At 69.4% G+C, this 21,665-nt stretch carries 25 protein-coding genes; 13 read left to right on the top strand and 12 right to left on the bottom strand.

The window, feature by feature from the left end; genetic code table 11:
• The 6 genes from H5J31_RS19825 to H5J31_RS19800 all read left to right on the top strand — a co-directional run bounded on the left by H5J31_RS19825 (position 1) and on the right by H5J31_RS19800 (position 6,205).
• Positions 1-627 carry an ABC transporter ATP-binding protein gene (locus tag H5J31_RS19825; RefSeq protein ID WP_181774095.1) on the top strand — a complete coding sequence of 209 codons (627 nt, stop codon included), beginning with the start codon at positions 1-3 and terminating at the stop codon, positions 625-627.
• Complete coding sequence (locus tag H5J31_RS19820) at positions 624-1,601, top strand: ornithine cyclodeaminase (RefSeq protein ID WP_181774094.1); 978 nt, start codon at positions 624-626, stop codon at positions 1,599-1,601. The genes H5J31_RS19825 and H5J31_RS19820 overlap by 4 nt, the downstream gene beginning before the upstream one ends.
• A complete protein-coding gene (locus H5J31_RS19815) occupies positions 1,592-2,944 on the top strand; it encodes a type III PLP-dependent enzyme domain-containing protein (RefSeq protein ID WP_181774093.1) in 1,353 nt (450 codons plus the stop codon). Before H5J31_RS19820 ends, H5J31_RS19815 begins: the two co-directional genes overlap by 10 nt.
• Positions 2,941-3,999: a PLP-dependent cysteine synthase family protein gene (locus H5J31_RS19810; RefSeq protein WP_181774092.1), complete on the top strand. Its 1,059-nt coding sequence runs from the start codon at positions 2,941-2,943 to the stop codon at positions 3,997-3,999. Before H5J31_RS19815 ends, H5J31_RS19810 begins: the two co-directional genes overlap by 4 nt.
• The gene (locus H5J31_RS19805) at positions 3,996-5,375 is read left to right on the top strand and encodes an MATE family efflux transporter (RefSeq protein WP_328701559.1); all 1,380 of its coding nucleotides are present in this window, start codon (positions 3,996-3,998) and stop codon (positions 5,373-5,375) included. Before H5J31_RS19810 ends, H5J31_RS19805 begins: the two co-directional genes overlap by 4 nt.
• A 311-nt stretch (positions 5,376-5,686) precedes the next feature.
• Positions 5,687-6,205 carry a DinB family protein gene (locus H5J31_RS19800; protein WP_181774091.1) on the top strand — a complete coding sequence of 173 codons (519 nt, stop codon included), beginning with the start codon at positions 5,687-5,689 and terminating at the stop codon, positions 6,203-6,205.
• A 401-nt stretch (positions 6,206-6,606) separates the two neighbouring features.
• On the opposite strand, the gene H5J31_RS19795 is transcribed toward H5J31_RS19800, so the two are convergent.
• From H5J31_RS19795 to H5J31_RS19785, 3 genes are all read right to left on the bottom strand, one after another.
• A complete protein-coding gene (locus H5J31_RS19795; RefSeq protein WP_181774090.1) occupies positions 6,607-7,164 on the bottom strand; it encodes an HAD family acid phosphatase in 558 nt (185 codons plus the stop codon).
• 108 nt (positions 7,165-7,272) lie between these two features.
• Positions 7,273-8,178: a hypothetical protein gene (locus tag H5J31_RS19790; protein WP_181774089.1), complete on the bottom strand. Its 906-nt coding sequence runs from the start codon at positions 8,176-8,178 to the stop codon at positions 7,273-7,275.
• Positions 8,179-8,418: 240 nt separating this feature from the next.
• Positions 8,419-9,399, bottom strand: a complete 981-nt coding sequence (locus H5J31_RS19785; protein ID WP_181774088.1) for a trypsin-like serine protease — start codon at positions 9,397-9,399, stop codon at positions 8,419-8,421.
• Between the two features lie 91 nt (positions 9,400-9,490).
• On the opposite strand from H5J31_RS19785, the gene H5J31_RS19780 reads away from it, so the two are divergent.
• A complete protein-coding gene (locus H5J31_RS19780; protein WP_181774087.1) occupies positions 9,491-10,426 on the top strand; it encodes a LysR family transcriptional regulator in 936 nt (311 codons plus the stop codon).
• A gap of 9 nt (positions 10,427-10,435) precedes the next feature.
• On the opposite strand, the gene H5J31_RS19775 is transcribed toward H5J31_RS19780, so the two are convergent.
• The 4 genes from H5J31_RS19775 to H5J31_RS19760 all read right to left on the bottom strand — a co-directional run bounded on the left by H5J31_RS19775 (position 10,436) and on the right by H5J31_RS19760 (position 13,557).
• Positions 10,436-11,401, bottom strand: a complete 966-nt coding sequence (locus tag H5J31_RS19775; RefSeq protein ID WP_181774086.1) for a LysR family transcriptional regulator — start codon at positions 11,399-11,401, stop codon at positions 10,436-10,438.
• Between the two features lie 32 nt (positions 11,402-11,433).
• Positions 11,434-12,084: an HAD family hydrolase gene (locus tag H5J31_RS19770; RefSeq protein WP_181774085.1), complete on the bottom strand. Its 651-nt coding sequence runs from the start codon at positions 12,082-12,084 to the stop codon at positions 11,434-11,436.
• Entirely contained in the window at positions 12,084-12,746 is a 663-nt protein-coding gene (ribB, locus tag H5J31_RS19765) for a 3,4-dihydroxy-2-butanone-4-phosphate synthase (RefSeq protein ID WP_181774084.1), read from the bottom strand. Before ribB ends, H5J31_RS19770 begins: the two co-directional genes overlap by 1 nt.
• A gap of 265 nt (positions 12,747-13,011) precedes the next feature.
• Positions 13,012-13,557: a hypothetical protein gene (locus H5J31_RS19760; protein WP_328701557.1), complete on the bottom strand. Its 546-nt coding sequence runs from the start codon at positions 13,555-13,557 to the stop codon at positions 13,012-13,014.
• A gap of 149 nt (positions 13,558-13,706) precedes the next feature.
• Between H5J31_RS19760 and H5J31_RS19755 the strand changes: the two genes are divergently transcribed.
• From H5J31_RS19755 to H5J31_RS19735, 5 genes are all read left to right on the top strand, one after another.
• Entirely contained in the window at positions 13,707-13,850 is a 144-nt protein-coding gene (locus H5J31_RS19755) for a hypothetical protein (protein ID WP_181774082.1), read from the top strand.
• 124 nt (positions 13,851-13,974) lie between these two features.
• Entirely contained in the window at positions 13,975-14,469 is a 495-nt protein-coding gene (locus H5J31_RS19750; RefSeq protein ID WP_181774081.1) for an SRPBCC family protein, read from the top strand.
• A 4-nt stretch (positions 14,470-14,473) separates the two neighbouring features.
• Positions 14,474-15,292: a helix-turn-helix domain-containing protein gene (locus tag H5J31_RS19745; protein ID WP_181774080.1), complete on the top strand. Its 819-nt coding sequence runs from the start codon at positions 14,474-14,476 to the stop codon at positions 15,290-15,292.
• A 72-nt stretch (positions 15,293-15,364) separates the two neighbouring features.
• Positions 15,365-15,976 (top strand): dihydrofolate reductase family protein, encoded by a 612-nt coding sequence (locus tag H5J31_RS19740; RefSeq protein WP_181774079.1) that lies wholly within the window; start codon positions 15,365-15,367, stop codon positions 15,974-15,976.
• Between the two features lie 216 nt (positions 15,977-16,192).
• Positions 16,193-16,429: a hypothetical protein gene (locus H5J31_RS19735; protein WP_181774078.1), complete on the top strand. Its 237-nt coding sequence runs from the start codon at positions 16,193-16,195 to the stop codon at positions 16,427-16,429.
• Between the two features lie 9 nt (positions 16,430-16,438).
• Here the strand turns inward: H5J31_RS19735 and H5J31_RS19730 are convergent, their stop codons facing one another.
• The 3 genes from H5J31_RS19730 to H5J31_RS19720 form a co-directional block, all read right to left on the bottom strand.
• Complete coding sequence (locus H5J31_RS19730; protein ID WP_236005278.1) at positions 16,439-16,585, bottom strand: hypothetical protein; 147 nt, start codon at positions 16,583-16,585, stop codon at positions 16,439-16,441.
• Positions 16,586-16,691: 106 nt separating this feature from the next.
• On the bottom strand, positions 16,692-17,816 hold the full coding sequence (locus H5J31_RS19725) for a S1 family peptidase (protein ID WP_181774077.1): 1,125 nt from the start codon (positions 17,814-17,816) through the stop codon (positions 16,692-16,694).
• Positions 17,817-17,959: 143 nt separating this feature from the next.
• Positions 17,960-19,813: a glycoside hydrolase family 5 protein gene (locus H5J31_RS19720; RefSeq protein WP_328701556.1), complete on the bottom strand. Its 1,854-nt coding sequence runs from the start codon at positions 19,811-19,813 to the stop codon at positions 17,960-17,962.
• Positions 19,814-20,199: 386 nt separating this feature from the next.
• Between H5J31_RS19720 and H5J31_RS19715 the strand changes: the two genes are divergently transcribed.
• Positions 20,200-20,343, top strand: coding sequence for a SapB/AmfS family lanthipeptide (locus H5J31_RS19715; protein WP_181774076.1), 144 nt, complete (start codon positions 20,200-20,202; stop codon positions 20,341-20,343).
• A gap of 43 nt (positions 20,344-20,386) precedes the next feature.
• On the opposite strand, the gene H5J31_RS19710 is transcribed toward H5J31_RS19715, so the two are convergent.
• Complete coding sequence (locus tag H5J31_RS19710; RefSeq protein WP_181774075.1) at positions 20,387-20,614, bottom strand: hypothetical protein; 228 nt, start codon at positions 20,612-20,614, stop codon at positions 20,387-20,389.
• 88 nt (positions 20,615-20,702) lie between these two features.
• Positions 20,703-21,665, bottom strand: a 963-nt coding sequence (locus tag H5J31_RS19705; protein WP_181774074.1) for an outer membrane protein assembly factor BamB family protein, incomplete at its 5' end; no start/stop codon positions are given.

Here is a 21,665-nt window from a genome sequence, read left to right as displayed (position 1 = left end):
ATGCTTTCCGCCCGTTCCGTCGCGGTCGGTCACGGCCGCACCCCGCTGCTCGAAGGCGTCGACCTGGACATCGGTCCCGGGGAGATCGTCGGCCTCGTCGGGCCGTCGGGCTCCGGAAAGACGTCCTTGGCTCGGGTCCTTTCCGGACTGAACCGGCCACTCGAAGGTGAAGTGCGCATCGACGGCCGGGTGGCGATGCTCTTCCAGTCGCCGCGCAGGTCCGTCGATCCTCGCCTGACCCTGCGCCGGTCCATCGAGATCTGCGCGGCGGACCCCGAGATCGACTGGGAACGCTTGTGCGCCAGAGCGGATCTCCCGCCCGGACTGCTCGACCGGTATCCGCGCCAGGTGTCGGACGGGCAACTGCAGCGGGCCGCGATCGCCCGCGCGCTCGTCGGGAAACCGGGCTATCTGCTGTGCGACGAAATGACCGCCGCCCTCGATCCGGCGACGACGGCGGCCGTCGTCACGACCGTGCGCCGCGCCGCGGACGACGGCGCCGGCGTGCTCTTCATCAGTCATGACCTGCCCTTGGTCGGTGCGTGCTCCGATCGCGTCCTCGAAATCCGGGGCACGCGTGTCGCACCGTCCACCACCCTGTCCACAAGAAAGGTCGCCCGTTCATGAACCCCTCGCTGCACATCCTCACGCGGACGGATCTGCACAACCTCGAACTCACCCCGGCCGAGGCGATCACCATGGTCCAAGACGGCTACCTCGCCTACGCGTCCGGAGCGTCACGCAACCCGGCGAAGCTGATGGTGCCGATGCCGGATGCCGCGCGGGACGCCGTCGCGTACTCGATGCTCGGCTACGACGGCTCCCTCGAACAGGCCGCGTTCAAGACCAGCTACCGGCAGGGCAGCACGTCGGCCGAGAAGTACTACACGACGATCACCCTCTACGACGACACCACCGGCCTGCCGTTCGCGCTCATGGACTGCCACCGCGTCGGCGCCACCCGCACGCCCGCCAGCACCGCGCTGATCGCACGGTCCTGTGCGCGGCCGGGGGCGCGCACCGCGCTCATGGTCGGCACCGGCGCGCAGGGGATCCGGACGCTGCCGTACCTGCTCACCGCCTTGCCGGACCTCGAACGCCTGCGGCTGTTCGGCACGCATCCCGACGGTCTCCGCGACAGCGTCGCCGCGCTGAAGGACCAGTTCCCGGACCGTGAGGTCGAACTCGTCGACGACGTCGAGGCCGCGGCGCGCGAGTCCGACATCGTGGTCGCCGCTTCGGGCCGGGCCGCGCATCCGAAGATCCGCCTCGGCTGGCTCCCGGCGGGCGGCCTCCTGATCTCCGTCGCCAGCAAGGGAGTCCAGGAAGGCACGCTCGCCGAAGCCGACTACACCGTGGCCACCAACGGCGCGCAGGTCGAGGTGACCGGGCAGCGGATGGCGGGCCCGGACGGTGTCTTCCGCATCGACGCCGAACTGCCCGACATCCTCGCGGGCCGCGCGCCCGGGCGTCGCGCGGACGAAGACCGGGTGTTCGCGTTCAGCAGCGGAATGATCATCACCGACATCCCGGTGGCGCACGCCCTGGCCGCCCGCGCCATCGCGGCGGGCCGCGGACGCGAGGTGGCCCTGTGGACCTGATCGACACCCTGTCCCCGCCCCTGCCCGCACTCGAACGCCCCTGGGCGCACCGGTTGCGCGCCTCGGAGACCCTGTGGGAGATCGCCCGCGGCGTCGGCGGCGGCCCCTTCCACGTGATCCACCCGGAATCGTTCGCCGGGAACCTGGACGGGATGATCGCCGCCCTCGCCGCCGAGCGGGTCCCCGGCACCGTCTACTACGGGAAGAAGGCGAACAAGGCGGCGGCATGGCTGCGCGAGTGCGCCCGTCCCGGCGCGGGGGTCGACGTCGCCAGCGTGCCCGAGCTGGTGCACGCCCTCGGCAACGGTCTGCGCGGCGAGTCGATCGGGGTGACCGGGGCCGCCAAACCCGACGGCCTGCTCTGGCTCGCCTTGCGGCATCGCTGTCTCATCGCGGTGGACGCCGCCGACGAACTGGAACGCGTCACGCGGCTGGCCACGGAGATCGGGGAGACGGCCGAGGTACTGCTGCGAGTGCGTCCGCCGTCCGCGCCGGACAGCCGGTTCGGCTTCGCCCCCGACTCGGTGACGACGGCCGTGCGGCAGTGCGGCGGCCCGGTCGTGCTGCGGGGGTTCTCGTTCCACCTCGACGGCTACGACCCGGTCCCTCGCGCGGAACTCGCCGCGTATCTGATCGATCTCTGCCGGGACGCCCGCGCGCTCGGGCATCCCGCGTCGAAGATCAGTATCGGTGGCGGGATCGCGGTGTCCTATGTGGACTCCGATGACTGGGTGCGGTTCGAGTCCGGCCGGAACGAGGGCTGGTTCCACGCCGGCCGCAATCCGGCGCGGACCTATCCCTATCACCAGTCGCCGACCGGTGCGGCCATGGTCACCGCCATTCTCCGGCACGAGATCGACGGTTCGCCGCTCGCGGACCGGCTGCGCGCGTCCGGGATCGAGTTGCTGCTCGAACCGGGCCGGGCCCTCGTCGACGGCGCCGGGTTCTCGGTGTTCCCGGTGCTGGGCTGCAAAGCTGCCGAAGACCACCTGATCACCACGGTCGCGGGCCTGTCCATGAGCCTGTCCGAACAGTGGAAGGGCAGCGAGTTCCTGCCCGACCCGGTCCTGGTACGCCCGAACGGGCCGGATCCGGGGGACCGGCCGGTGCGGACCATCGTCGGGGGTTCCAGCTGCATGGAGTACGACGTGCTGACCTGGCGCGCGGTCGAACTGCCCGCGCGGCCGAAGACCGGTGACCTGCTCGTCTACCCCAATACGGCGGGCTACCAGATGGACAAGAACGAGAGCGGCTTCCATCAGCTTCCCTTGCCGCCCAAGGTCGTGCTCGACGGAGACCGCTGGCACGTCGACACCGAGCACCCGATCCAGGAGATCCGATGACCATCGTCCAGCGCGCGTCCGATCTGATCGGCGGTACGCCGTTGCTGGAGCTCGCGTGCACCGGCACCGGGACCCGCCTGCTGCTCAAACTCGACCACCTCAACCCGACCGGTTCCTGCAAGGTGCGCATGGCCAGGCAGATGATCGACGAGGCGGAGCTCGACGGAAGGCTCCGGCCCGGCGGGCATATCGTCGAGCCCACCTCCGGCAACACCGGGAACGGGCTCGCGCTGGTGGCGCTGGAACGCGGTTACCGGTTCACCGCCGTCGTCGATCACCACGCGGCTCGCGAGAAACTCCGGATGCTGCGCGCGCTGGGCGCGGATCTGGTGTTCGTCGACTGTCCGCCGGACGGCGGGGTCAGCTCGGTCCAGCGGCGGCAGGTCGCGGCCCGGATCGCCGCCGAAACCGGTGCGTACCACCCCGATCAGCACAACCATCCCGGAAACGGCAACGGATACACCGGGCTCGCGCGGGAACTGGTGGAGCAGGTCGGCTCCGTCGACGTACTCGTCGCGGCGATCGGTACCGGTGGTTCGCTCTGCGGTACGGCCCGCGCTCTGCGGGCAGCGGGGGCGGGTACCCACGCGGTCGCGGTCGAACCGGTGGGCTCGATCATCTTCGGTGGCGCGCCGGGGATCTACCATCAGACCGGCGCGGGCAGCCCGGCCGGCTTCCCGCTGGGGACCAATGTGGACCGGTCGGTGATCGACGAGGCCCACCGAGTATCCGACAGCGACGCCTTCGCCGGTGCCCGTGTCGTCGCCCGGCGCACCGGGGTGCTGGTCGGCGGGACCACCGGCGGCGCGATCCACGTCGCGCTCCGGCGGCTCTACTCGTACCCGGCCGGGAGCACCGTCGTCGTGCTGTGCAACGACGCGGGGGAGAAGTACCTCGACTCGGTGTACGACGACGAGTGGTTGCGGGTGCGCGGCGTCCTGGACGAACTCGCCCATCGCCGCGTGGAACGCTGGTTCACCACCTACGCCGTCTCCGTCCGGGTCGCCACACGAGACCGGCGGCCCGTGCCGGTGCCGATGGCGGTGAGCGCGTGAGCACGGCGGTGAAGGCGCCGGTGACGGCACGCGGATACCGGGCGCTCGTCGCGCTCGCGGCGCCGATCGCGGGGATCCAGCTGGCGCAGGTGGCGTTGACCAGCGTCGATCTGGCCATGCTCGGCCTGCTCGGGGTCACCGCCGTGGCGGCGGGCGGATTGGCGATCCTGCTCTACAACCAGATCCGCACCATGTGCGTCGGCATGGTCACCGGCATCGGGAACCTCGTGGCGACGGCGGCCGGGGCGGGGGAAGTCCGCACCGGTACCGGCGAACTCGACGAACGGGCACGGGACGAGATCCGGACACTGCTGCGTTCGGCGCTGCTCGTCGCGACGCTGACGGCGGCGATCGGCGCTGCTGTCCTCTGTGGACTGGCGTCGGCCCTCCCGATGCTGGGCCAGAAACCGGAGATCGTCTCGCTCGCCAGGGCGATGATGTTCGCGCTGGCGGGCGGGTTGTTCCCGATGGTGTGGCTGAACGTCCTGCGCCAGTTCGCCGTCGGCTTACGGCGTCCGGGTTCGCTCCTCGCGGTGACGCTGGTGTCGATCGGGGTCAACGCCGCGCTCAACGCCGCCTTCATCTACGGCTGGGCGGGGCTGCCCGAACTGGGCGTCACCGGCATCGGCCTGGCGACGACGCTCGTCCAGTTCTTCACGCTCGCGGTGTTCGCTTCGGCCGTCCACCGGGATCCGAAGCTGCGGCCGATGGTGTCGCTCGCGCTCTGGCGCGCGGATCCGGCGGTGGTCCGGCAGATCGTCCGGCACGGGACGCCGATCTGTTTCACCTACGGATCGGAAGCCGCGATCACCTCGATCGCGACGATGCTGATGGGCGCCTTCGGCCCCGCGATGCTCGCCGCGTCGAACGTCGCGAACCAGCTCGCCTACATCGTCTACCAGGTCAACATCGGGCTGTCGCAGGGATCGTCCATCCTGGTCAGCCGCGCCGTCGCCCAAGACGAGCGGCGGCGGGCGCCGGTGATCGCGCGGCAGGCGCTCACGCTGTCGTGGAGTTTCATGGCGGTGGTGAGCTTGGGATACCTGCTCGCGCCCCAGATCCTGCTGTGGCCGTTCCTGCACGGCGAGGTCGACGCGCTGGTGCTCGCGACCGCGTCGACGCTGCTGCTGTTCGCCGTGGCGCAGCAGTACAGCAAGGGGACCCAGAACATCCTCGTCGGCCTGCTGCGCGGGCTCGGCGACACCGTTTCCGGGCTCCGCTGCACACTCGTCGGATATTGGCTGGTCGGGGTGCCGGCCATGGCTTTGTCCGCCTTCGTGTCCGGGTGGGGTGGCTGGGGTGTGTGGGCCGGGCTGTGCCTGGGCTTCGCGGCGACCGCGATCCTGCTCGGACGGCGCTTCGCGGCGGCGGTGTGAGCGCTGGGTGGCGGCGTTCTCGGACGCCGCCACCCAGCAGGGTTACCCACCCAGGCCCGAGTGAGTCTCGGGCGCGGTGATCATGGCACGGGGCACCGACAAAACCCGTCGCGTTGACCCACGCCTCGGGGACGCCCTAGGATGACGACGTCGACGCCTTGCCGGATCTTCCCGGCGGCTGATCTCGACAGCGGTGTTCACCTCTGCCCGCATCGACGTCCCCGGCTCGTTCCAGCTTCGGGACTCCTCGCCCTGCCCTCGAAACCCGCGTCGAAACGCGGGCTCGTCGCCGACGAACGGAGTGAAGGCCCATGAGCACCACCAGAATCACCGACGGCGTCGAACGGACGCTCCTCGAGAACATGCTCGATCGCAACCGCGAAGCCCTGATCGAGACCGCGCGCGGCCTCTCCGAAGCCGACGCCAGACGACGGCTCGTCGCTTCGCTGACGACACCGATCTCCGTGATCAAGCACGCCGCTGCCGCCGAACGGATCTGGTTCCAGCGATTCTGGGCGGGCCTCGACGAGTCCGAATGCGACGGCTACGCGGCCCGGGACCTGGGCACCTTCACCGTCACGGACGACGAGACCCTGACCGACGTGATCGCCGAGTTCGAACGCGCCAGCGAGCTCTCTCGGGAGATCGCCGCCCGTTTCGCCCTCGACGACACCAAGGAGATCCCCCGTGAAGGGACGATCAGCCTGCGGTTCACCCTGCTGGCCATGATCGAGGAATTCGCACGGCACGCGGGCCACGGCGACATCCTGCGCGAACAGATCGACGAGGACCGGCGAATCGCGCTGGGCCGGGGTGGTCGTGAGCGGTAAGGAGAGTTATTGAGGGGTAAGGCAAAGGTGTCGTGTCGGGTGCCGATTCCGTGAAGGCCTCCTTGAGGGACTCTGGGTCCCTCAAGGAGGCCTTCACGGACCGGTGATCAGCGGGGTGAAGGGGACTTTCCGCTCGTATAGTGAGGGGAAAGGCCCCTTCGGCGCGGGTCTTGCGGTTCTCGTGGGCGGCGGAGTTCCCGGGTGTTGCGAAAGCCACTTTCGCAACCTTCAACGTTGCGAAAGTGGCTTTCGCAACACCCGAGGTCGGCGTGCGGGCGACCGGAAGAACACGCCACCTTTGCCTTTCTGCTCAATAACCCTCTTCAACACTCACGACCCCCTTCCGGCAAGGGGGCGTCGGGACTCACTGATCAATCCAGACCCGCGCCGCGAAGCCCCGGTTACGAGAGCTGCTCGTTGTAGTCGGGGAGTTTGAAGCCCTTTTCGTAGTTGCCGCCGGTCATGTCGCCGGGCCGGTTCCCGACGTTGGCGATGATGGTGTAGCCGGCCGCGGCGTATTCCTTGCGGCAGCGTTGTTTGGTCTCGGTCGCGTGTTTCTCCGAGCTCTTCCGGACACAGACCTTGTCGACGGGATATCCGGCGTCGACGAGTGCCTCCTTCGCGCCGCTCGCGCTGCTGCGGTAGCTCGCCACCAGCACGCTGACGCCGTTTTCCTTGGCGTGCTTGATGAAGGCGAGGACGTCTGCGGTCGGTTCGCCGGGATGGTAGTAGGTTTCGAGCGCGGTGTTGTCGATGTCGGTGACGACGGCCAGTTTCGTGCCGCCCTTGGCGATCCGGTCGTCGAGGTAGGTCGTCCCGCCCTGCATCGCGGTGTGCACATCGGACACCCAGGTCCGGTAGTCCGGTACCTGACTCGCTGAAGCCGACGGAACGACGACGCCGGTCAGTGCGCCGGCGAGTGCGGTCACGGCCAGAACGCGTGCGGTAGTGTGCTTCACAGCGACCCTTCTTTCCCTTGTGGCGATACGAGAACGTTGCGCCACGAACCTAACCAGCGGGATTCGCCGGGGAAAGCTTCGGCGGAAACTTCTGTAAACAGAGAAACGCTATTCCCAGCTCCAGTGCAGACCGTGGATTCCGGGCGCCGCGTTCCGGCGCGACACGCGGACGGTGCGCCCGGCGTCGGGCCGGACGTCCGTCCAGCCGGTGGTCCAGCCTTCGGGGGTGCGGGTCCGCCAGGTCCGGCACCCGACCGGTTCCGCGTCGCGGCTGAAGACGAACCGGCCGTGGTAGGCATCGACGCGTTCGGCGATCCTGCGATGGTGGTGGACGGTGACGACCGGCCGCGGATACTCCTGTTCGTAGCCGATGAGAAGCCGTTCGCCGCGGCTCAAGGTCTTGTCCAGCACCAGTTCCGTGATGGAGAAGCCCTCGTCGGGGAGGGTGAGCACGGCACCTGGCCGACAGCGGGTGCTGGCCGACACCTGGGGCGGCGGGACGCCCGGCACGCTTCTGGCCGCGATGAGCATCGTGCGCGTCCGGTCCTGCCGGGCTTCGATCAGTTCCCGCACCGCGATCCGCCGGGCACAGCGGTCCGACGCCACCTGGAACGTTTCGTGCAGGCCGATCTTGCGGACCGGATTCCCCACCGAGTCCCGGAATTCGGCGAGGAGCGGCGGCAGAAAGGCGGGATGGCCCCAGGCCCGCTGGAGACGGTCGCCCGGTTTCACCGAACGGACTCCGCGTCCGCGCGGCCGCCGGGAACCGAGTAGCCGGAGCAGGGATCCCGGGGGCAGCGCGAGCACCTGTTCGAGGATTCCCACTGCCTGAAGGGATTCCTCCCGTTCTGGCTTGCTTCGTCCGCTTTGCCAGTGGCTCAGGGTCATCGCGCTCACCGAAGCACCTTGGGCGCGGAGACGGTATTGCAGCTGCCGGAGACTCAGTCCGCGTTCGTGTGCGGCCACCGCGAACGCATGGCAGAACGGTCCGGTGTGCAGGGCGGATTCGATCATGGCTCACCTCGCCGCCAGTGTGCGACGAACCCCGCGGCCGGCACTACCGTCCTTCGGATCGAATGCGGAGCGGGATCGTGGATGGCTCGCAACCGCGGTGAGCACCCGGCGAAGTCACGTGACCAGAAGGAGATCTCGCTTGTCGCCGGGGTGGGTGACGAGGGCCGCGTCACCCACCCCGGCCCGGCAACCGGGCGCCGCGGGCCCTGCTTCCCGCCGCGCCCGGCCTGGCTCACCGGATCAGCACCGGGCGATGGCCTGCCAGGCGAAGGTCGCGCCCGGCGGCTGACCGTAGGTCCACGTCATGGCGCGCCAGACGTAGCCCTGATGGGACACAGTGGACCCGGGCGGGTACTGGACGCCGGGATTCCAGGCGGCCACCGAACAGCCGGGAGGCTCACCCGGACCGCCGCCGCCGATCGTGCTCTCGACCCATTGGCGGTACGCGGTCACGTCGGTGTAGATCGTGGCGTTGCCGGTGCCGCAGGTGCCGCTGTTCTGGCCCGCGCGGCTGGTCGCGCCGACGAGCCGCCAGGCGCCGTCGACCTGGACGACGGCCGGACCGCCGGAGTCGCCGTAGCAAGCGGTCTGGCTGGTCGTGCTGTAGACGCACAGTTCACTGCTCGCGTTGAAGCCCTGCGCGCACAGGGAGTCCGGGTTGATCCGGGTGTCGAGTTGCTTGAGCGTGGGCGACGCGCCGCCGCAGCCCTGCTGCGGGCAGGTCTGGCCGAAGCCGATCAACCGGGTCGCGGTCTGGGCTGCGGGCGAGCTGTCGTCGATGGTGATCGGCGCGCCCGGCACGGCGCTGGACAACCGGAGCATCGCGATGTCGCCCGGACCGACCTGGCCGGTGTAGGACGGATGCCGTACGACCTGCGAGACCGCCGCGAGCGTCCCGCCGCTCGAGGTGCTGGTCGAGCCGACCCGGACCCGGAACTGGGAAGCGGGCAGCTGCCTGCCTTGCTGATCGGTCACGCAGTGCGCCGCGGTGACCATCCACTGTGCCTGGACCAATGAGGCGCCGCAGCCGTGGTTCCCGTTGGACTGCAACGACCCCATGAACGAATAGGTTTCGGTGGCCTGGCCGCCGCCGACGATCGAGGGGGTCATCGTCGGTGGTTCCGGTGACAGGGGAGCGGCGAACGCGCTGGGCATCGTCATCACGGCGGCGGTGAGCACGGCCGGGATGAGCGCAGCGCGCAACGTTGTGCGCATACGCATGTGATTCCTTCGACACTGGGTGGATGGTGTTCCACCACCGTCGGCGTTCCCGCGTCTTTTAAATAATCCCAATTGTGCATAGTGTTCGGTTATGGAGCTGGAATTCCGGCACTTGCGCGTGGTCCTCGCGATCCTGGAAACGGGTGGCGTGACCGCGGCCGCGAACCGGCTGGGTGTCTCCCAGCCGGCGGTCACCCACGCACTGCACCGGGCGGAGCGGATCGCGGGCGGGGCGCTGTTCCAGCGTGGCGCCACGGGTTCGACACCCACCCGGCTCGGGGAGCTGGTGGCCGAACACGCCCGGATCGTCCTGGCCGCGGTGGACCGGCTGGGCGCGGCCGTGGTCCGCGACGCCACCGGACGCACCAGGTTCGGCTGCACCCCGGGAATGCTGGTGGCGAGTCTGGGGGTGCTCGCGCCCGCGATCTTCGGGTCCGAGGTGGAAGTCCGGACCACACCGGACGCCGGACCCCAGCTGGCACTGCTCGCCGACCGTCATATCGAGGCCGCGCTGCTGGCCGAGCATCCGGCGCCCGCCGTCGAACGCCCACCGGGAGTGGCGTCCCGGACGGTCGCGGTCGAGCCGATGTTCGTGGCCCTTTCCGTGAGCCACCCGCTGGCCACCCGGCCCGAGATCGACATCGCCGACCTGGCGGGGGAAACCTGGTGTGTCAGCGAATCCCGCGACGACGGTCTCGTCGAGCACCTCTCCGACATCGTCGACGCACGCCACGTCAGGACCGCGGACTACACGACGGCCCTGCAACTGGCCGAACTGAACCGGGCGGTCCTGCCGATCATGCCCGGCTCCCGGCCCCGGGAGGGTTTGGCGCAGGTGCCGCTGGCAGGAATCCCGCTACGGATGACGACCACCCTGCTGTGGCATCCCGAAGGCGCGCTCCGGGAACCGGACGTCGAACGGCTGCACGCGGCGCTGGCCGAGGCCCAGCACGACGTCGTCGAACGGACCCCGGTGTACCGGACGTGGCTGGCCGCGCATCCGGACTGGACGACGACCCCGGGCTGAGTACGGAGATCAGGGCGAAGCCGATCCCAGCCATCCGGGATTGCCCGCCCACCACGCCGGGATCCGGCCTCGCTCGGCCACCAGCAGGCGGTACGCCGACCGCAGCCCGTCCCGCAGCGCCTCGATCCGCTCGACGTCGACCACGCCTTCGCGCCACACCAGTACGTGCCGGAACCGCAGCGGCGATCCCCGCAGCGCGCACGCCCGGCCCGGCAGCCCGCCGCCACCGTCCAGGGGCTGCACGGGCATCACCACGAAATCGCCGCGCCGCAGGACCTGTCCGGCGGTGAGCAGGTCGTGATCCCTGATCACCGGTGTCCCGATACCCGCTCGTTCGCATTCGGTCACCAGATGGCGGTTCATCTCGTCGTCTCCGCTGGCCCACAGGAGCCACGTCCGGCCGGCCAGCTCCGCGAGATCCAGTTCGGGGCCGGCCGCTTGTCCTTCGGGGACCAGGAGGAAGACCGGCTCCCTCCCGACCGGCAGCAGCCGCGTCCCGGCGGGCGGCACGAGCTCCCGGCCGGGGAAGTCCACATGCAGCACGACGTCGGCGGAACCGTCCGCCAGCGCCGTTAGTGCCGCCTCCTGCCGGTCGAGCACGGCCAGGTCGATCGGCCTGCCGGGGAACACGGCCGAAGCGACCTCGCCGAGGCGGGAGGCGAGCACGGTGGAACGAGTGCCCAGGTACAGCATCCGGTTCGCCGAGGCGTCGTGGAAACGCGCGATCGCCGCCGTCATCTCCTCGACAGCGCCGAGCACGTCGCGGGCCCTGGTCAGCAGGAGGTCGCCGAGCGCCGTGGGCGCGCAGCCCTGCCTGCTCCGGTCGAACACCCGGCTGCCGACCAGATCCTCGACCCGCCGCACCTGCGCGGCCAGCGACGGCTGCGAAAGCCCGAGCGCCGCCGCGGCCTTGGTCACGCTGCCCGCGTTTTCGACGGCTTCGAGATACCGCAGATGCCGTACCTCCAGATCCATCCGCCGAGTATGAACCAGCAGGTGGACAGCGCCTAGAGGCCGACGAGCGAGGGGAGCGCCTTCGCGGCGATATGCGCGTCGGTGGCGTAGTGGTCAGCGAGTTCGAGGACGTCGAGGTCGAGGGCCGTCGCCGGGTTGGGGATGGCGAGCACGGTCATCCCCGCGGCGTGCGCGGACCGGATCCCGGAACCGGAATCCTCGACGGCGAGGCAGCCGGCCGGGTCGACGCCGAGGCGCTGGGCGGCGAGGTGATACGGATCCGGCGCGGGTTTGCCATGCTCGACGTCCTCACCGGTCACCATCGTCGCGAAGTCCAGCCGGAACGTACGCGCCGCCGCCCGGACATAGCCGCCGGGTGCGGCCGACACCAGGCCGATCGGGCCCAGTCCGGCCGCGGCGGCGACGAGGTCGGCCGCACCGGGGAGCAGGCCGATCCTGCCCCCTTCGAGGGCGTCGATCATTCCGTCGGCGCATTCGGCCGCCGCTGACTCAGGGGTGAGATCCCGGCAGCGGTGGGCGAGATAGCCGCTCCAATGACGAACGCTGGTGCCCTGGATCGCGGTCCAGTCGTCGGCGGTCCAGCCCTGGCCGTGGCGTTCCGCGACGGCGCCGATCACACGGTTCCACGTTTCGGCACTGTCGACGAGGGTCTCGTCGAGGTCGAACACGGTGGCGACGAGCATCAGAGCGCCACCGTGGGCTGGTGCGCGAGGGCGGCGAGCTGCTCGATGGACACGATCTTGAGCCATTGACGGTCGGCGAGCGTGCGGAGCTGGGGAAGCCGGGCGACGCTGCCGTCGTCGTTGCAGACCTCGCTGATCACCGCGACCGGCGAGAGACCGGCCAGGCGCAGCAGTTCGACGGCCGCTTCGGTGTGTCCCCGCCGCTCGGCGAGACCGCCTGAGCGGGCGCGCAGCGGGAACACGTGTCCCGGCCGGCACAGCGCGCTCGCCGTGGTGGCGGGATCGGCGAGCACCCGGAGGGTGTGCGCGCGGTCGGCCGCGGAGATACCGGATTCGATGCCTTCCACGGCGTCGACCGACACGGTGTACGCGGTTTCCGCGGGATCTTCGTTGTCCTGCACCATCGGGGCGAGGCGCAGCCGATCGGCGAGTTCGGACGGCATCGGCGCGCAGATGAGGCCGCTGGTGTGCCGCATGTAGAAGGCGAGCGCCCGCGGGGTCGCGTGTTCGGCGGCCATGATGAGGTCGCCTTCGTTCTCGCGGTCTTCGTCGTCGACGACGATCACCGGACGGCCGGCCCTGATGTCCATCACGGCGGCCGCGACGGTGTCCATAGTGGACGATCTGTCGCGGCGGGCCTGTCCGGGAACGGCGAGACTCATGTACTTGGCCTTTCGGTGCGGGAGTCACCATGATCGACATGCCGGTGTCCTGCCGCACCCCGAAACCGCGGCGACAACCCGAAGCAGTGAACGGGTGACCTCTGGCCGGCGCCACAAGGCGTTGCCCGGGAGGAAATCACCCTTCGATCGGGCCAGTGCTGCGGAACCGTGTGGATTCAAGTCATCTGACGTCTCGAAGTCCACGCGGTCAGGGCGTGACCAGGCCGCCGTGCCGTTGCCGACCTGCTCGCCTCGCATCGGCCGACTAGCCGTTGAGTGATTTGCTGTCTTGCGGCGATTCGATCGTCAACGGTGTCGAGGTGTCACCGGCGATCTGGTTCAACTGGGTCATCGTGCGGTCCAGTTGTTCGGCCAGGCGCGGGATCGTGCTCGACGGCAGGTAGACCTCGGCACCCGCGTCGAGCAGGCGGCGGACCGGGCCCTCGTAGCTGATGCCGAGTTCCTTGTCCTCGATCTCCGCGATCATCACCCGCGCCTTGGGGAACATCGAGCGCAGATGGCCGATCAGCTGCGGGCTGGTCGGCGGTGTCAGCACCATGTCGACGCTCTCGGGTGCGGAATTCATGTCCAGCACCAGATAGTCGGGGCCGAGCTGCTCGGACAACGAGGCCCGGGCCGAGGCGGACAGCTTCATCGCGGTGGCCACGACCGTCACGCCCCCCTCGGCCGACGATGGGCTTTCCGTGACCCGACCGCGAGGATCACGCGTGCTGGATATCGTCGCGATCGATTCGCCATCGCGGGTGACATGCAGTTCGTCGCCGGGACGGAGAGCGTCGATGAGCGCCACCAGGCCTTCGGGAAGGTGAGCGGCGTCGAGGTGCTCTTTCACCATCAGCCTCGGAACGAACGCGAGAGAGTATGGGCGCTGAACACGATTTTCACCGTACTCGATTCTTCAGCTCGGCGCCGTAAACCCCGTACTGCCGCGGTGCCGCCGTGCTGGTGCACGACAAACCCGGTTGCGGGAAGTCGCCGGGGGACTGGCGGACGCAGTCCTTCGCCGACAGGGCCGCCGAGGTGCTGGCCGCTGTCGAGGTGCTGCGCGGATGGCACGGGGTCGATCCCGCGGAACCGCGGTGAGCCCTGGTCCCGGAAATTCCTCACCGAATCCGCGGACCGAGGTGTCGGAATGGCGTCCGGCCGTTCGTTGGGTCGGTGTAAGGGGTCTCGCGGAGGCCCGGGCCGATGCCGAGGAGCGTCCATCATGGAGCAGGATTACGTAAGCGCCACGCTGACCATCGCCGTGCCCGTCACCAGGGTGTTCGAGGTGCTGGCGGACCCGACGACCCATTCCGCGATCGACGGCACCGGCTGGGTCCAGGAAGCCGTCGATCGGGCGCCGTTGACCGAGGCGGGGCAGATCTTCCGGATGGACATGCACCACGGCGCCCACCCGGACGGTGATTATCAGGTGGTCAACAAGGTCATGGTGATCGAGTCGCCGTCCGTCATCGGGTGGCTCACCGGGTACGAGAAGGAAGACGGACAGCTGGAGTTCGGCGGCTGGTTCTGGCGGTACGACCTGACGCCGCTCGGTCCGTCCGAGACCGAGGTCAAGCTCGGTTACGACTGGTCGGCGGTGCCGCCGCACGTCCGGGAGTACATCCAGTTCCCGCCCTTCGGCCCCGGACATCTCATCGACTCGCTGCATCACCTGGCCGAACTCGCCGCGCCGGCCGGGGCATATCGGCGACACTGAGCAGATGGAGTACGTCGGTCAGGTGCCCGCCCCGCCGCTCGACCGCTTCATCGACGACGTCTACTGCCTGACCGGGGTGCCGACGCATCGCCGGATGAACGTCCCGCCGATGCCGTCGGCGCATCTGTTCCTCAACCTGGGCGACCCCGTCCGCCTGTGGGATTCCGATCCGTCGGTGCCGCCGGTGGTCTTCGCCGACGGATGGTTCATGGGGCTCTGGACCAGGCGTTTCCTCTTCGAGTATCCCGCGCGGGTGCGGCTCGTCGGGGTGCACTTCAAACCTTGGGGGATGTCGCCGTTCGTCGACATGCCGGCGACTGAGCTGCGGGATCGCTGGGTGCCCGTCGACGCCGTCTGGCGGCGGTCCCTGGACCGGATCCGCAACCGGATCGGCGACCTGAACTCGCCCGCCGAGACCCTGCGGGTGGTGGAGGCCGAGCTGCGCTCGCGACTCGCCGAGGCGCCGTCGCGTGGCCTCGGTCTGGTCCTGCGCACGGGCGGACGGCTGGAGACCTCCCACGGCGTGGTCCCGGTGGGAGCGCTGACCGACGCCGCCGGGGTGAGCGGCAACCACCTGGCCGCGCAGTTCAAGTCCCACGTCGGGGTCACGCCGAAACGGGTGGCTCGGATCTACCGCTTCGCGCGGCTGATCCTGTCCGCCGACACCCGGCGTCCGTTCGACTGGGCGGAGGCGGGCTACTTCGACCAGGCCCACTTCGGCAAGGAGTTCAAGGACTTCACCGGCTGTACCCCGACGGAATTCCTGGATCTGCGGCGCCGGCATCCCGCCGAGTCGGAGTTCCCTCCGATCCCCGACGAGTGATTTTTTACAAGCCTCGCCGTCCGCCGGGCGCCAAGATCGGAGCGAACGCGCAAGAGACCCGAGGAGAACCCCGTGGGCACAGTGATCATGCACGATGTGGTGTCGGTGGACGGCTTCATCGCCGACAAGAACGACGATGTCGGCTCGCTCCACGAGTGGTACTTCAGCGGGGACATCCCGCTTACCGGAGACACGTCGGAGGACTTCGACCACTCCGGAAGCGGCGGCGGCATCAGGGTCTCGAAGACGTCGGCCGCCTACGTCCGGCCGATGTGGGCTTCGATCGGCACGATCATCATGGGCCGCACCCTCTTCGATCTGGTGAACGGCTGGGAGGGGAAGCCGCCCGCGGGTGACCACGTCGTCGTGGTGTCACACCGGCCGAAGCCCGAAGGCTGGCACCCCGAGGCGTCCTACCATTTCGTCGGCGACGTGACGGCCGCGATCGCCAAAGCCCAGGAACTCGCCGGGGACCGGACCATCGCCGTGAACGCCGGCGAGGTGGGCGGCCAGATCCTCGCGGCCGGTCTCGTGGACGAGGTCGCGATGGACGTCGTGCCGGTGGTCTTCGGTTCGGGCAAACGTTTCTTCGGTGACATCGACGGGCAGCATCTGCTGGAGGATCCGCACGTCGTCATCCAGGGCGACCGGGTGCTGCACTTGAAGTTCAAGGTGCGCCGCTGAAACCCCGACCAGCGGATCGGGACGCGGAGCTTCTTCTTGCCCTCGAAGGTTTCGGCAGCACAGTGATCTCAGCGAGGCCGCCGCACCCGGGATGGGTCTGCGGCTGGTCGCCGGGACGGCCTGGGGCCGCAGCGGATCCTGGTCAGGTGTGAAGGGGGCCTGGACGGGGTATCAGGACGCGTTTCGCCAGTTGGCCGAGTGAGCCGGAGGTCCGCGATGCCCGTCCGATCCGATTCCCCGCCGTCCCCGGACGTCGTCGAACGGTCCGCGTCCGCATGGAAGGGGGAGACCGCGGCGGTCGGCGGGGGTGTCCTGCTCGCCGTCGGGCCCGTCGTCGCGTTCTTCAGCTGGTGGTCGTGGTGGACGGCGGCCGGCCTGATACTGGGCGTGGCCGGTGCGCTGTGGCTCGCGTTCGGCGAAGCCGGCGCGGACGTCGGCGGCGCGGCGCGCTGAGCGCCTTGGTCAGGACGGCGCCGGGCTGACCCCCAGCCGTGCCACGAGTTCGGCGGTGGTGCCGCCGCCGGTTTCGCTGGTGAACAGGAATGCCAGCACCCTGGCCATCGTCGCCGGGACGCCGGTGTCGGTCATCATCTCGGCGAGATAGCGCACGATCGGCTGGTCCTCTTCCCAGTGACGTGAAGGCCTCCTTCCCTACGCTCAAGGTAGGGAAGGAGGCCTTCACGTCTTGTGGTGGAAGCGGTCAGCCGCCCGGCGGTTACGCCGTGACGAGGGACAGGCCGTAGGTCTGCAGGATCTCGTTCACCGGCTGGAACCACGTTTCGCCGCCGGAACCGCAGTTGCCCCAGCCGCCGGAAGTGACGCCCTGCGCCTGGTCGCCGGTGATGAAGGAACCACCGGAGTCGCCGGGTTCCGCGCAGACGTTGGTGCGGGTCATCTGATGCACCGCGCCCTGCGAGTAGTTGACGGTTTCGTTGTGCCCCAGCACGGTTCCGCAGTGCCAGTGCGTCGTCGAACCCGACCGGCACACCGAGGTGCCGACGGGCGCGACCCACGATCCCCGCACGAGCGCGTCGCTGACCGTGCCCCAGCCGAGGACGACCGGCGCGGTCCACCAGCCGTTGCCGATGCGGATGAACGCGTAGTCGTTGCCGGGGAAGGAGGATCCGGCGAAGTTGCCCATCGCCGAGCCGTCCCAGCCGACGACGGAGCTGCCGTTGCCGCCGCAGTGACCGGCGCTGACGAATCCGCCGTGGACGGAGAATCCGATCGAGCAGCGGGTGTTCCCGTTGATGTAGTAGGGATCGCCGCCGACGGTGCCCGCCGCGAACGGCTCGGCCTTCGGCGCGGTGACCACGGTGACCGGACCGGCTTTCCTTGCCCTGGCGAGGAAGTTTTCGACGTCGGCGCCATGCGCGCCGGGCTGGACGGAGATCACGACGCTGCCGCTGCGCACGTCGGTTCGCCAGCCGCTGACGGCCGCGGGTGCCGGCCGGGACTTGGTCGAAGAGTCGATCTCGGCCTTGGCCGCGTCGAGTTTCGCCGCGCTGATCGCGACGGCGGCCGGCTCGGCACCGGCCTTCCGGACGGCGTCCGCGGCCGCCGGGTCGGTCACGCCGACGACGAGTTTGCCCAGCGCCGGGTCGAACCAGGCCCCGCCGAACGCCGCGCCCGCCGCGCGTTGGGCGTCCGGCATCACCCGTGTCGCGGTCATTTCCCGTGCGAGCCGGGTTTCCGCTTGCGCGGCGGTGAGTCCCAGGTCCCGCTGCATGGCGGAGATCAAGCCGGGAGATGCCTGTGCGACGGGAGCGAGAGCTGCGGAGACGAGACTGGCGGTAAGGACGGCGGCGCCGCCGAAAGCGAGGGCGATTCTTCGACGCATGGGAGATCCTCCAAGGCCGGGGGAAAGAAACACACTGCTCGCAGAGTGTGCGGCGGCCTCCGGAGAGCGTCGCGAATTGTCCGGTCTTCTGTCCGAATTCTGCCCGCGGCGCCGTGGATGCCGTCCTTTCGGACACGGGTCCTTCAGGAGCGGCAGAGAAGCGCGTCGGGGGTGCGGTTCGAGCCGATGCGGCCGGTGTAGGCGACGCCGGCGACGTATTCGCCCGGCGCGCATTGGCCCTTGTAGTGGCCCGATGCGAAGTCGCCGCCGGGGGAACCGGACGGCCGGTTGTCACCGCGGTCGAACCAGACCGTCCGCCCCGCGCGGCCCAGAGGGGTCGCGGATCGGCCGCACAGAAGGGCGGAGAACGCCGCGCCGGTGACGCTGTAGCCGACAGCGGCGTGCTCGGGTGGGCATTGCACCTTGGTGTAGCCGGATGCCCAGTCATTGTCCACATAGGACTCGTCGCGGACCGCGACGTATTCGGACGGGACCGGGAGCGTGCCGGTGCACAGGCCCCGGTTGCCGGTGTGGGCGAGTCCGGTGAGCCGCTGCCCGTCGGGGCAGGCACCCTTGCGAGCGCCCGGGTTCCAGTCCGCTTTCGCCCGGACCGAACGGGAGGCCTGGAAGTCGGCGTGGTCGAGGTTGAGCATCGACCAGCGTTCCGCCGCCGGGATCCGGCCGGTGCGTGACGGCGCGTCCACCAGCCGCCGCCACGCGGGACCACGCCAGTCCGAACCGTCCAGCACGTCGATGCGGCGGCCGCCGGCGTCCCATTCCAGCAACGCCCACCCGTTTCCACCGCCGCCGTCGTGGAAGCCGACCGCGGGCCAATAGGCGAAGTCGGTGTCGGTTTCGGCGAGGTAGCCGACGAAGTTCTCGAACCAGGTGCGGGAGGCCGTGTCGGTGGTGTGCCTGCCCTCGCCGAACTCGCTGATCCACAGGGGAGCGGTGTAATGCTTGCCGGTCTCGGCGGAGACGAAGAACGCTTGCCGGTAAAGGACATCTCGCAGTTCTTGAGGCGACAGGTCCCGGTAGCGCGGGTCGTGGGTCTCACCCGTGCCGGTCGCGCCGGAGTGGTTCGGACCGGTGTAACCGTAGAAATGGGCGGCGTAGACCAGTTTTCCGGAGTCCACGAGCGTATGCGACAGCGTGCGGGCGGGCTCGAGCGTGGGCCTGCCGTGCGGAAGACCGTCCACGGGCAGGCCCGTCCAGTTGATGCCCTCGACGATGAGCAACAGGTCGGGATTGGCCTCGGTCTGGATGCGATCGGCCACCTGCCGGCTCGCGCGCTGCCAGTCGTGGTCGTTGCCCCAGCCCCAGTTGGGGTCGTCGAGCACGTTGCGGCGGACCTCGTTGTACAGGTCGGCGCCGACCACCCGCTTGTTCGCGGCGTAGCGGCGGGCCATGAACAGCCAGTCGTCCTGCCATCGCTGCTCGCTCTGGGCGGTGTTCCAGCGTTCGTTGCCGTCGAGACCGCAGCACCAGCGCGACGTCGTGGTGTGATTGTTGAGGATCACCGCGAACCCGCGTGCGGTCAGCCTGGCGACGACGCGGTCGTAGACCTGCAGCGGGGTCGAGCCGCGCAGATCCGGGTTGGCGGGCAGGTCGGGAACCGGTTTCGTGTCATGGATCATCGCGTTGGAGAACGGCAGCCGCACGCTGTTGAGGCCCAGCCGCGCCAGCCCGTCGATGACGGTGTCGATCGACGCCCTGTCCAGCCCGAGTGGAGTCTGATGGGCGATCTCGCCCGCGTGGTGGTTGCCGGGGTCGTTCACGTCGCCCGAACCGTTCCACGTACCGCTCGCGCCATGCCAGTTGGCGGACTTCAGTTTGAACCGGTCACCGTTCGCGTCGACGATGTAGCGGCCGCGGGTGGACAGCGGTGCCGTCCAGGCCGGCGGATCCGCCTCGGCGCGGTCCGGTGTGAGCGGGGGCAGGGCGATCACGGCACCGGCGGTCAGAAGTACCGCGAGCAGCAGGCTCTTGATCCTCACCCGCGGAGGCTAGCCAGCGTCGCGGGCGTCTGTATACGGACATTCGGGTCGGATTCGTGGCCGGTGGGGCCGAGTGATGGTGGTCTCCCGCGCGACGGGCGAACCCGGTCATCACCGTGGAGATCTCCCCGTCCGCCGATCGGCGCGGGCGCACCGCCATTCGGGTGTCCAGGCCCGCTTTTCCGGTGTCCGAAACGGTCGGCCCACCGCTCGAATTCGCGAACCGGTGTGAACGAAGATCCTTGATCGGATGGAATCGACGTATGAACGGCACGAGAACCTGATCGAGTGATCGATGCGGTTGAAGGTCAGGAATCCGTTGTGTGCGAACAAAAGCAGACCTATGGTCGGCCGAGGCGAAGATCTACTCGACAACGGAGGAATGCATGGAAGCGGTTCTCGAATTGCAGGTACTCGAACCCGTCGAGCTCAAGGAAGCCGGGTACGGACCGGAATGGGATCACCGTTCCCACGCGAGCCTGCTCCTGGGATGTCACCACAGCTCGATCAGCCTGCTCACCTGTCACTGACCGAGAGCGAGCGAAGCCCGGCGTACACCGGGCTTCGCTCGGTTCAGTCCGCCGGTTCGGGTTTCCCCGCGGAAGCCTCCCGCCGGCGAGTCCGAACCGCGCCGATCCACAACAGAACGGCCACCATCGAACTCGGCACGACGGTCAGATAGACCGGCCACGCGCGAAAACCCGATACCCAGAGCATCGCGGCCAGGCCGAGGGAGATCAGCGTCCAGGTCAGAGCGAGCGTGTTGCCGGTTCGCTTCCAGCGTGAGATGAGGGCGCCCATCCGTACTCCTTCCTCACCCCGCACATATCGGTCCACTCCCGGTGGTTACCCGTTCGCGCCCTTGTCAATCCACGAAATCGCGTCGAACTCAGCCGGCGGGGTAGCCGACGACCGGGGTGGCGCCGCCGCGGACGGCGACCAGCGCGCCGGGTGCGGGGAGGAGCGCGTGGCGGGCGAAGCCGGAATTCAGCGCGCCCGCCGGGTCCGTGGGCTGCGGCCAGTCGACGGGCAGGGTGGAGGCCGGTGAGCCATCGAGTTCTTGCCGGTGTACCACCAGCGCGCCGCCGGGAAGGACGCACAGGCGCAGATACGCCGTCGGTGTGGTGGCCTGTGCGCGCCGGTCCGGACAGGCGGCGAGGTCGACGGCCACCCCACCGTCCAAGGTGGCCTCGGTGACCTTTCCGTCCGTGGTGCGTTCCGCGACGGCCACGGGGCCGAGGGTGATCCGCTTCGACGCCTTGGGGTCCATTGTGGACACGACGGCGCCGTCGGCGGCGTCGAGAACGACGTCCGTGCCGGCGCCACTGGCCAGGCCGGCATAGCGCAGCGACAGGGACACGGTGCCGCCGTCGAGGGCGGAGTGCAGGTAGTAGTCCGCCTTCTCGTCGGAAGGTCGCGTCACCGGCAGGTTGTGTTCCCAGCGCTGCTTTCCGGTGCGTTCGTCGAGACCGAGCACACTGAGCCGGTCCGGGCACAACAGCGGCGCGAGGACGACGTCGCGGCCGCTCGCGGGCAGCGCGAAGGGGGAGACGCAGCCCGGAGGCGCGGTCCACGTCCAGAGTTCTTTTCCGGTGCGGAGGTCGAGCGCGTTGACGCGGAAGTTGTCGTCCCCCAGGTAAGTGATCGAGGGGAGCACCGTGTCGGTCGGGGCGAGGAGGTCGGCGCCGCTCACCTCTTCGATCAGTGCGTCCTGGACCGGTGCGCCCGTGAACGCGTCGAGGACCGTGAGGTGGTCACGGCCGGAACCGCCGTAGACGGCCAACAGCAGGAGCCTGTCCGGGGTGGGGACGAGCGCGCGGAGACGGGCGCCGCGCCGGGCGTAGGTCCAGCG

Origin of the sequence: Amycolatopsis pittospori (genome assembly GCF_013870525.1) — a bacterium.
Taxonomy (GTDB): Bacteria; Actinomycetota; Actinomycetes; order Mycobacteriales; family Pseudonocardiaceae; genus Amycolatopsis; species Amycolatopsis pittospori.
Note: the sequence above shows the minus strand (reverse complement) of the source record. Positions and strands in the feature narration are given on the sequence as shown.

Bases quoted from the DNA above. Each gene is read 5' to 3' on its own strand.
- H5J31_RS19775 (WP_181774086.1), bottom strand. From the start codon at position 11,401: ATGGATCTGGAGGTACGGCATCTGCGGTATCTCGAAGCCGTCGAAAAC.
- H5J31_RS19745 (WP_181774080.1), top strand. From the start codon at position 14,474: ATGGAGTACGTCGGTCAGGTGCCCGCCCCGCCGCTCGACCGCTTCATC.
- H5J31_RS19800 (WP_181774091.1), top strand. From the start codon at position 5,687: ATGAGCACCACCAGAATCACCGACGGCGTCGAACGGACGCTCCTCGAG.
- ribB (WP_181774084.1), bottom strand. From the start codon at position 12,746: ATGAGTCTCGCCGTTCCCGGACAGGCCCGCCGCGACAGATCGTCCACT.
- H5J31_RS19735 (WP_181774078.1), top strand. From the start codon at position 16,193: ATGCCCGTCCGATCCGATTCCCCGCCGTCCCCGGACGTCGTCGAACGG.
- H5J31_RS19715 (WP_181774076.1), top strand. From the start codon at position 20,200: ATGGAAGCGGTTCTCGAATTGCAGGTACTCGAACCCGTCGAGCTCAAG.
- H5J31_RS19750 (WP_181774081.1), top strand. From the start codon at position 13,975: ATGGAGCAGGATTACGTAAGCGCCACGCTGACCATCGCCGTGCCCGTC.
- H5J31_RS19825 (WP_181774095.1), top strand. From the start codon at position 1: ATGCTTTCCGCCCGTTCCGTCGCGGTCGGTCACGGCCGCACCCCGCTG.
- H5J31_RS19710 (WP_181774075.1), bottom strand. From the start codon at position 20,614: ATGGGCGCCCTCATCTCACGCTGGAAGCGAACCGGCAACACGCTCGCT.
- H5J31_RS19790 (WP_181774089.1), bottom strand. From the start codon at position 8,178: ATGATCGAATCCGCCCTGCACACCGGACCGTTCTGCCATGCGTTCGCG.
- H5J31_RS19725 (WP_181774077.1), bottom strand. From the start codon at position 17,816: ATGCGTCGAAGAATCGCCCTCGCTTTCGGCGGCGCCGCCGTCCTTACC.
- H5J31_RS19820 (WP_181774094.1), top strand. From the start codon at position 624: ATGAACCCCTCGCTGCACATCCTCACGCGGACGGATCTGCACAACCTC.
- H5J31_RS19780 (WP_181774087.1), top strand. From the start codon at position 9,491: ATGGAGCTGGAATTCCGGCACTTGCGCGTGGTCCTCGCGATCCTGGAA.
- H5J31_RS19785 (WP_181774088.1), bottom strand. From the start codon at position 9,399: ATGCGTATGCGCACAACGTTGCGCGCTGCGCTCATCCCGGCCGTGCTC.
- H5J31_RS19770 (WP_181774085.1), bottom strand. From the start codon at position 12,084: ATGCTCGTCGCCACCGTGTTCGACCTCGACGAGACCCTCGTCGACAGT.
- H5J31_RS19810 (WP_181774092.1), top strand. From the start codon at position 2,941: ATGACCATCGTCCAGCGCGCGTCCGATCTGATCGGCGGTACGCCGTTG.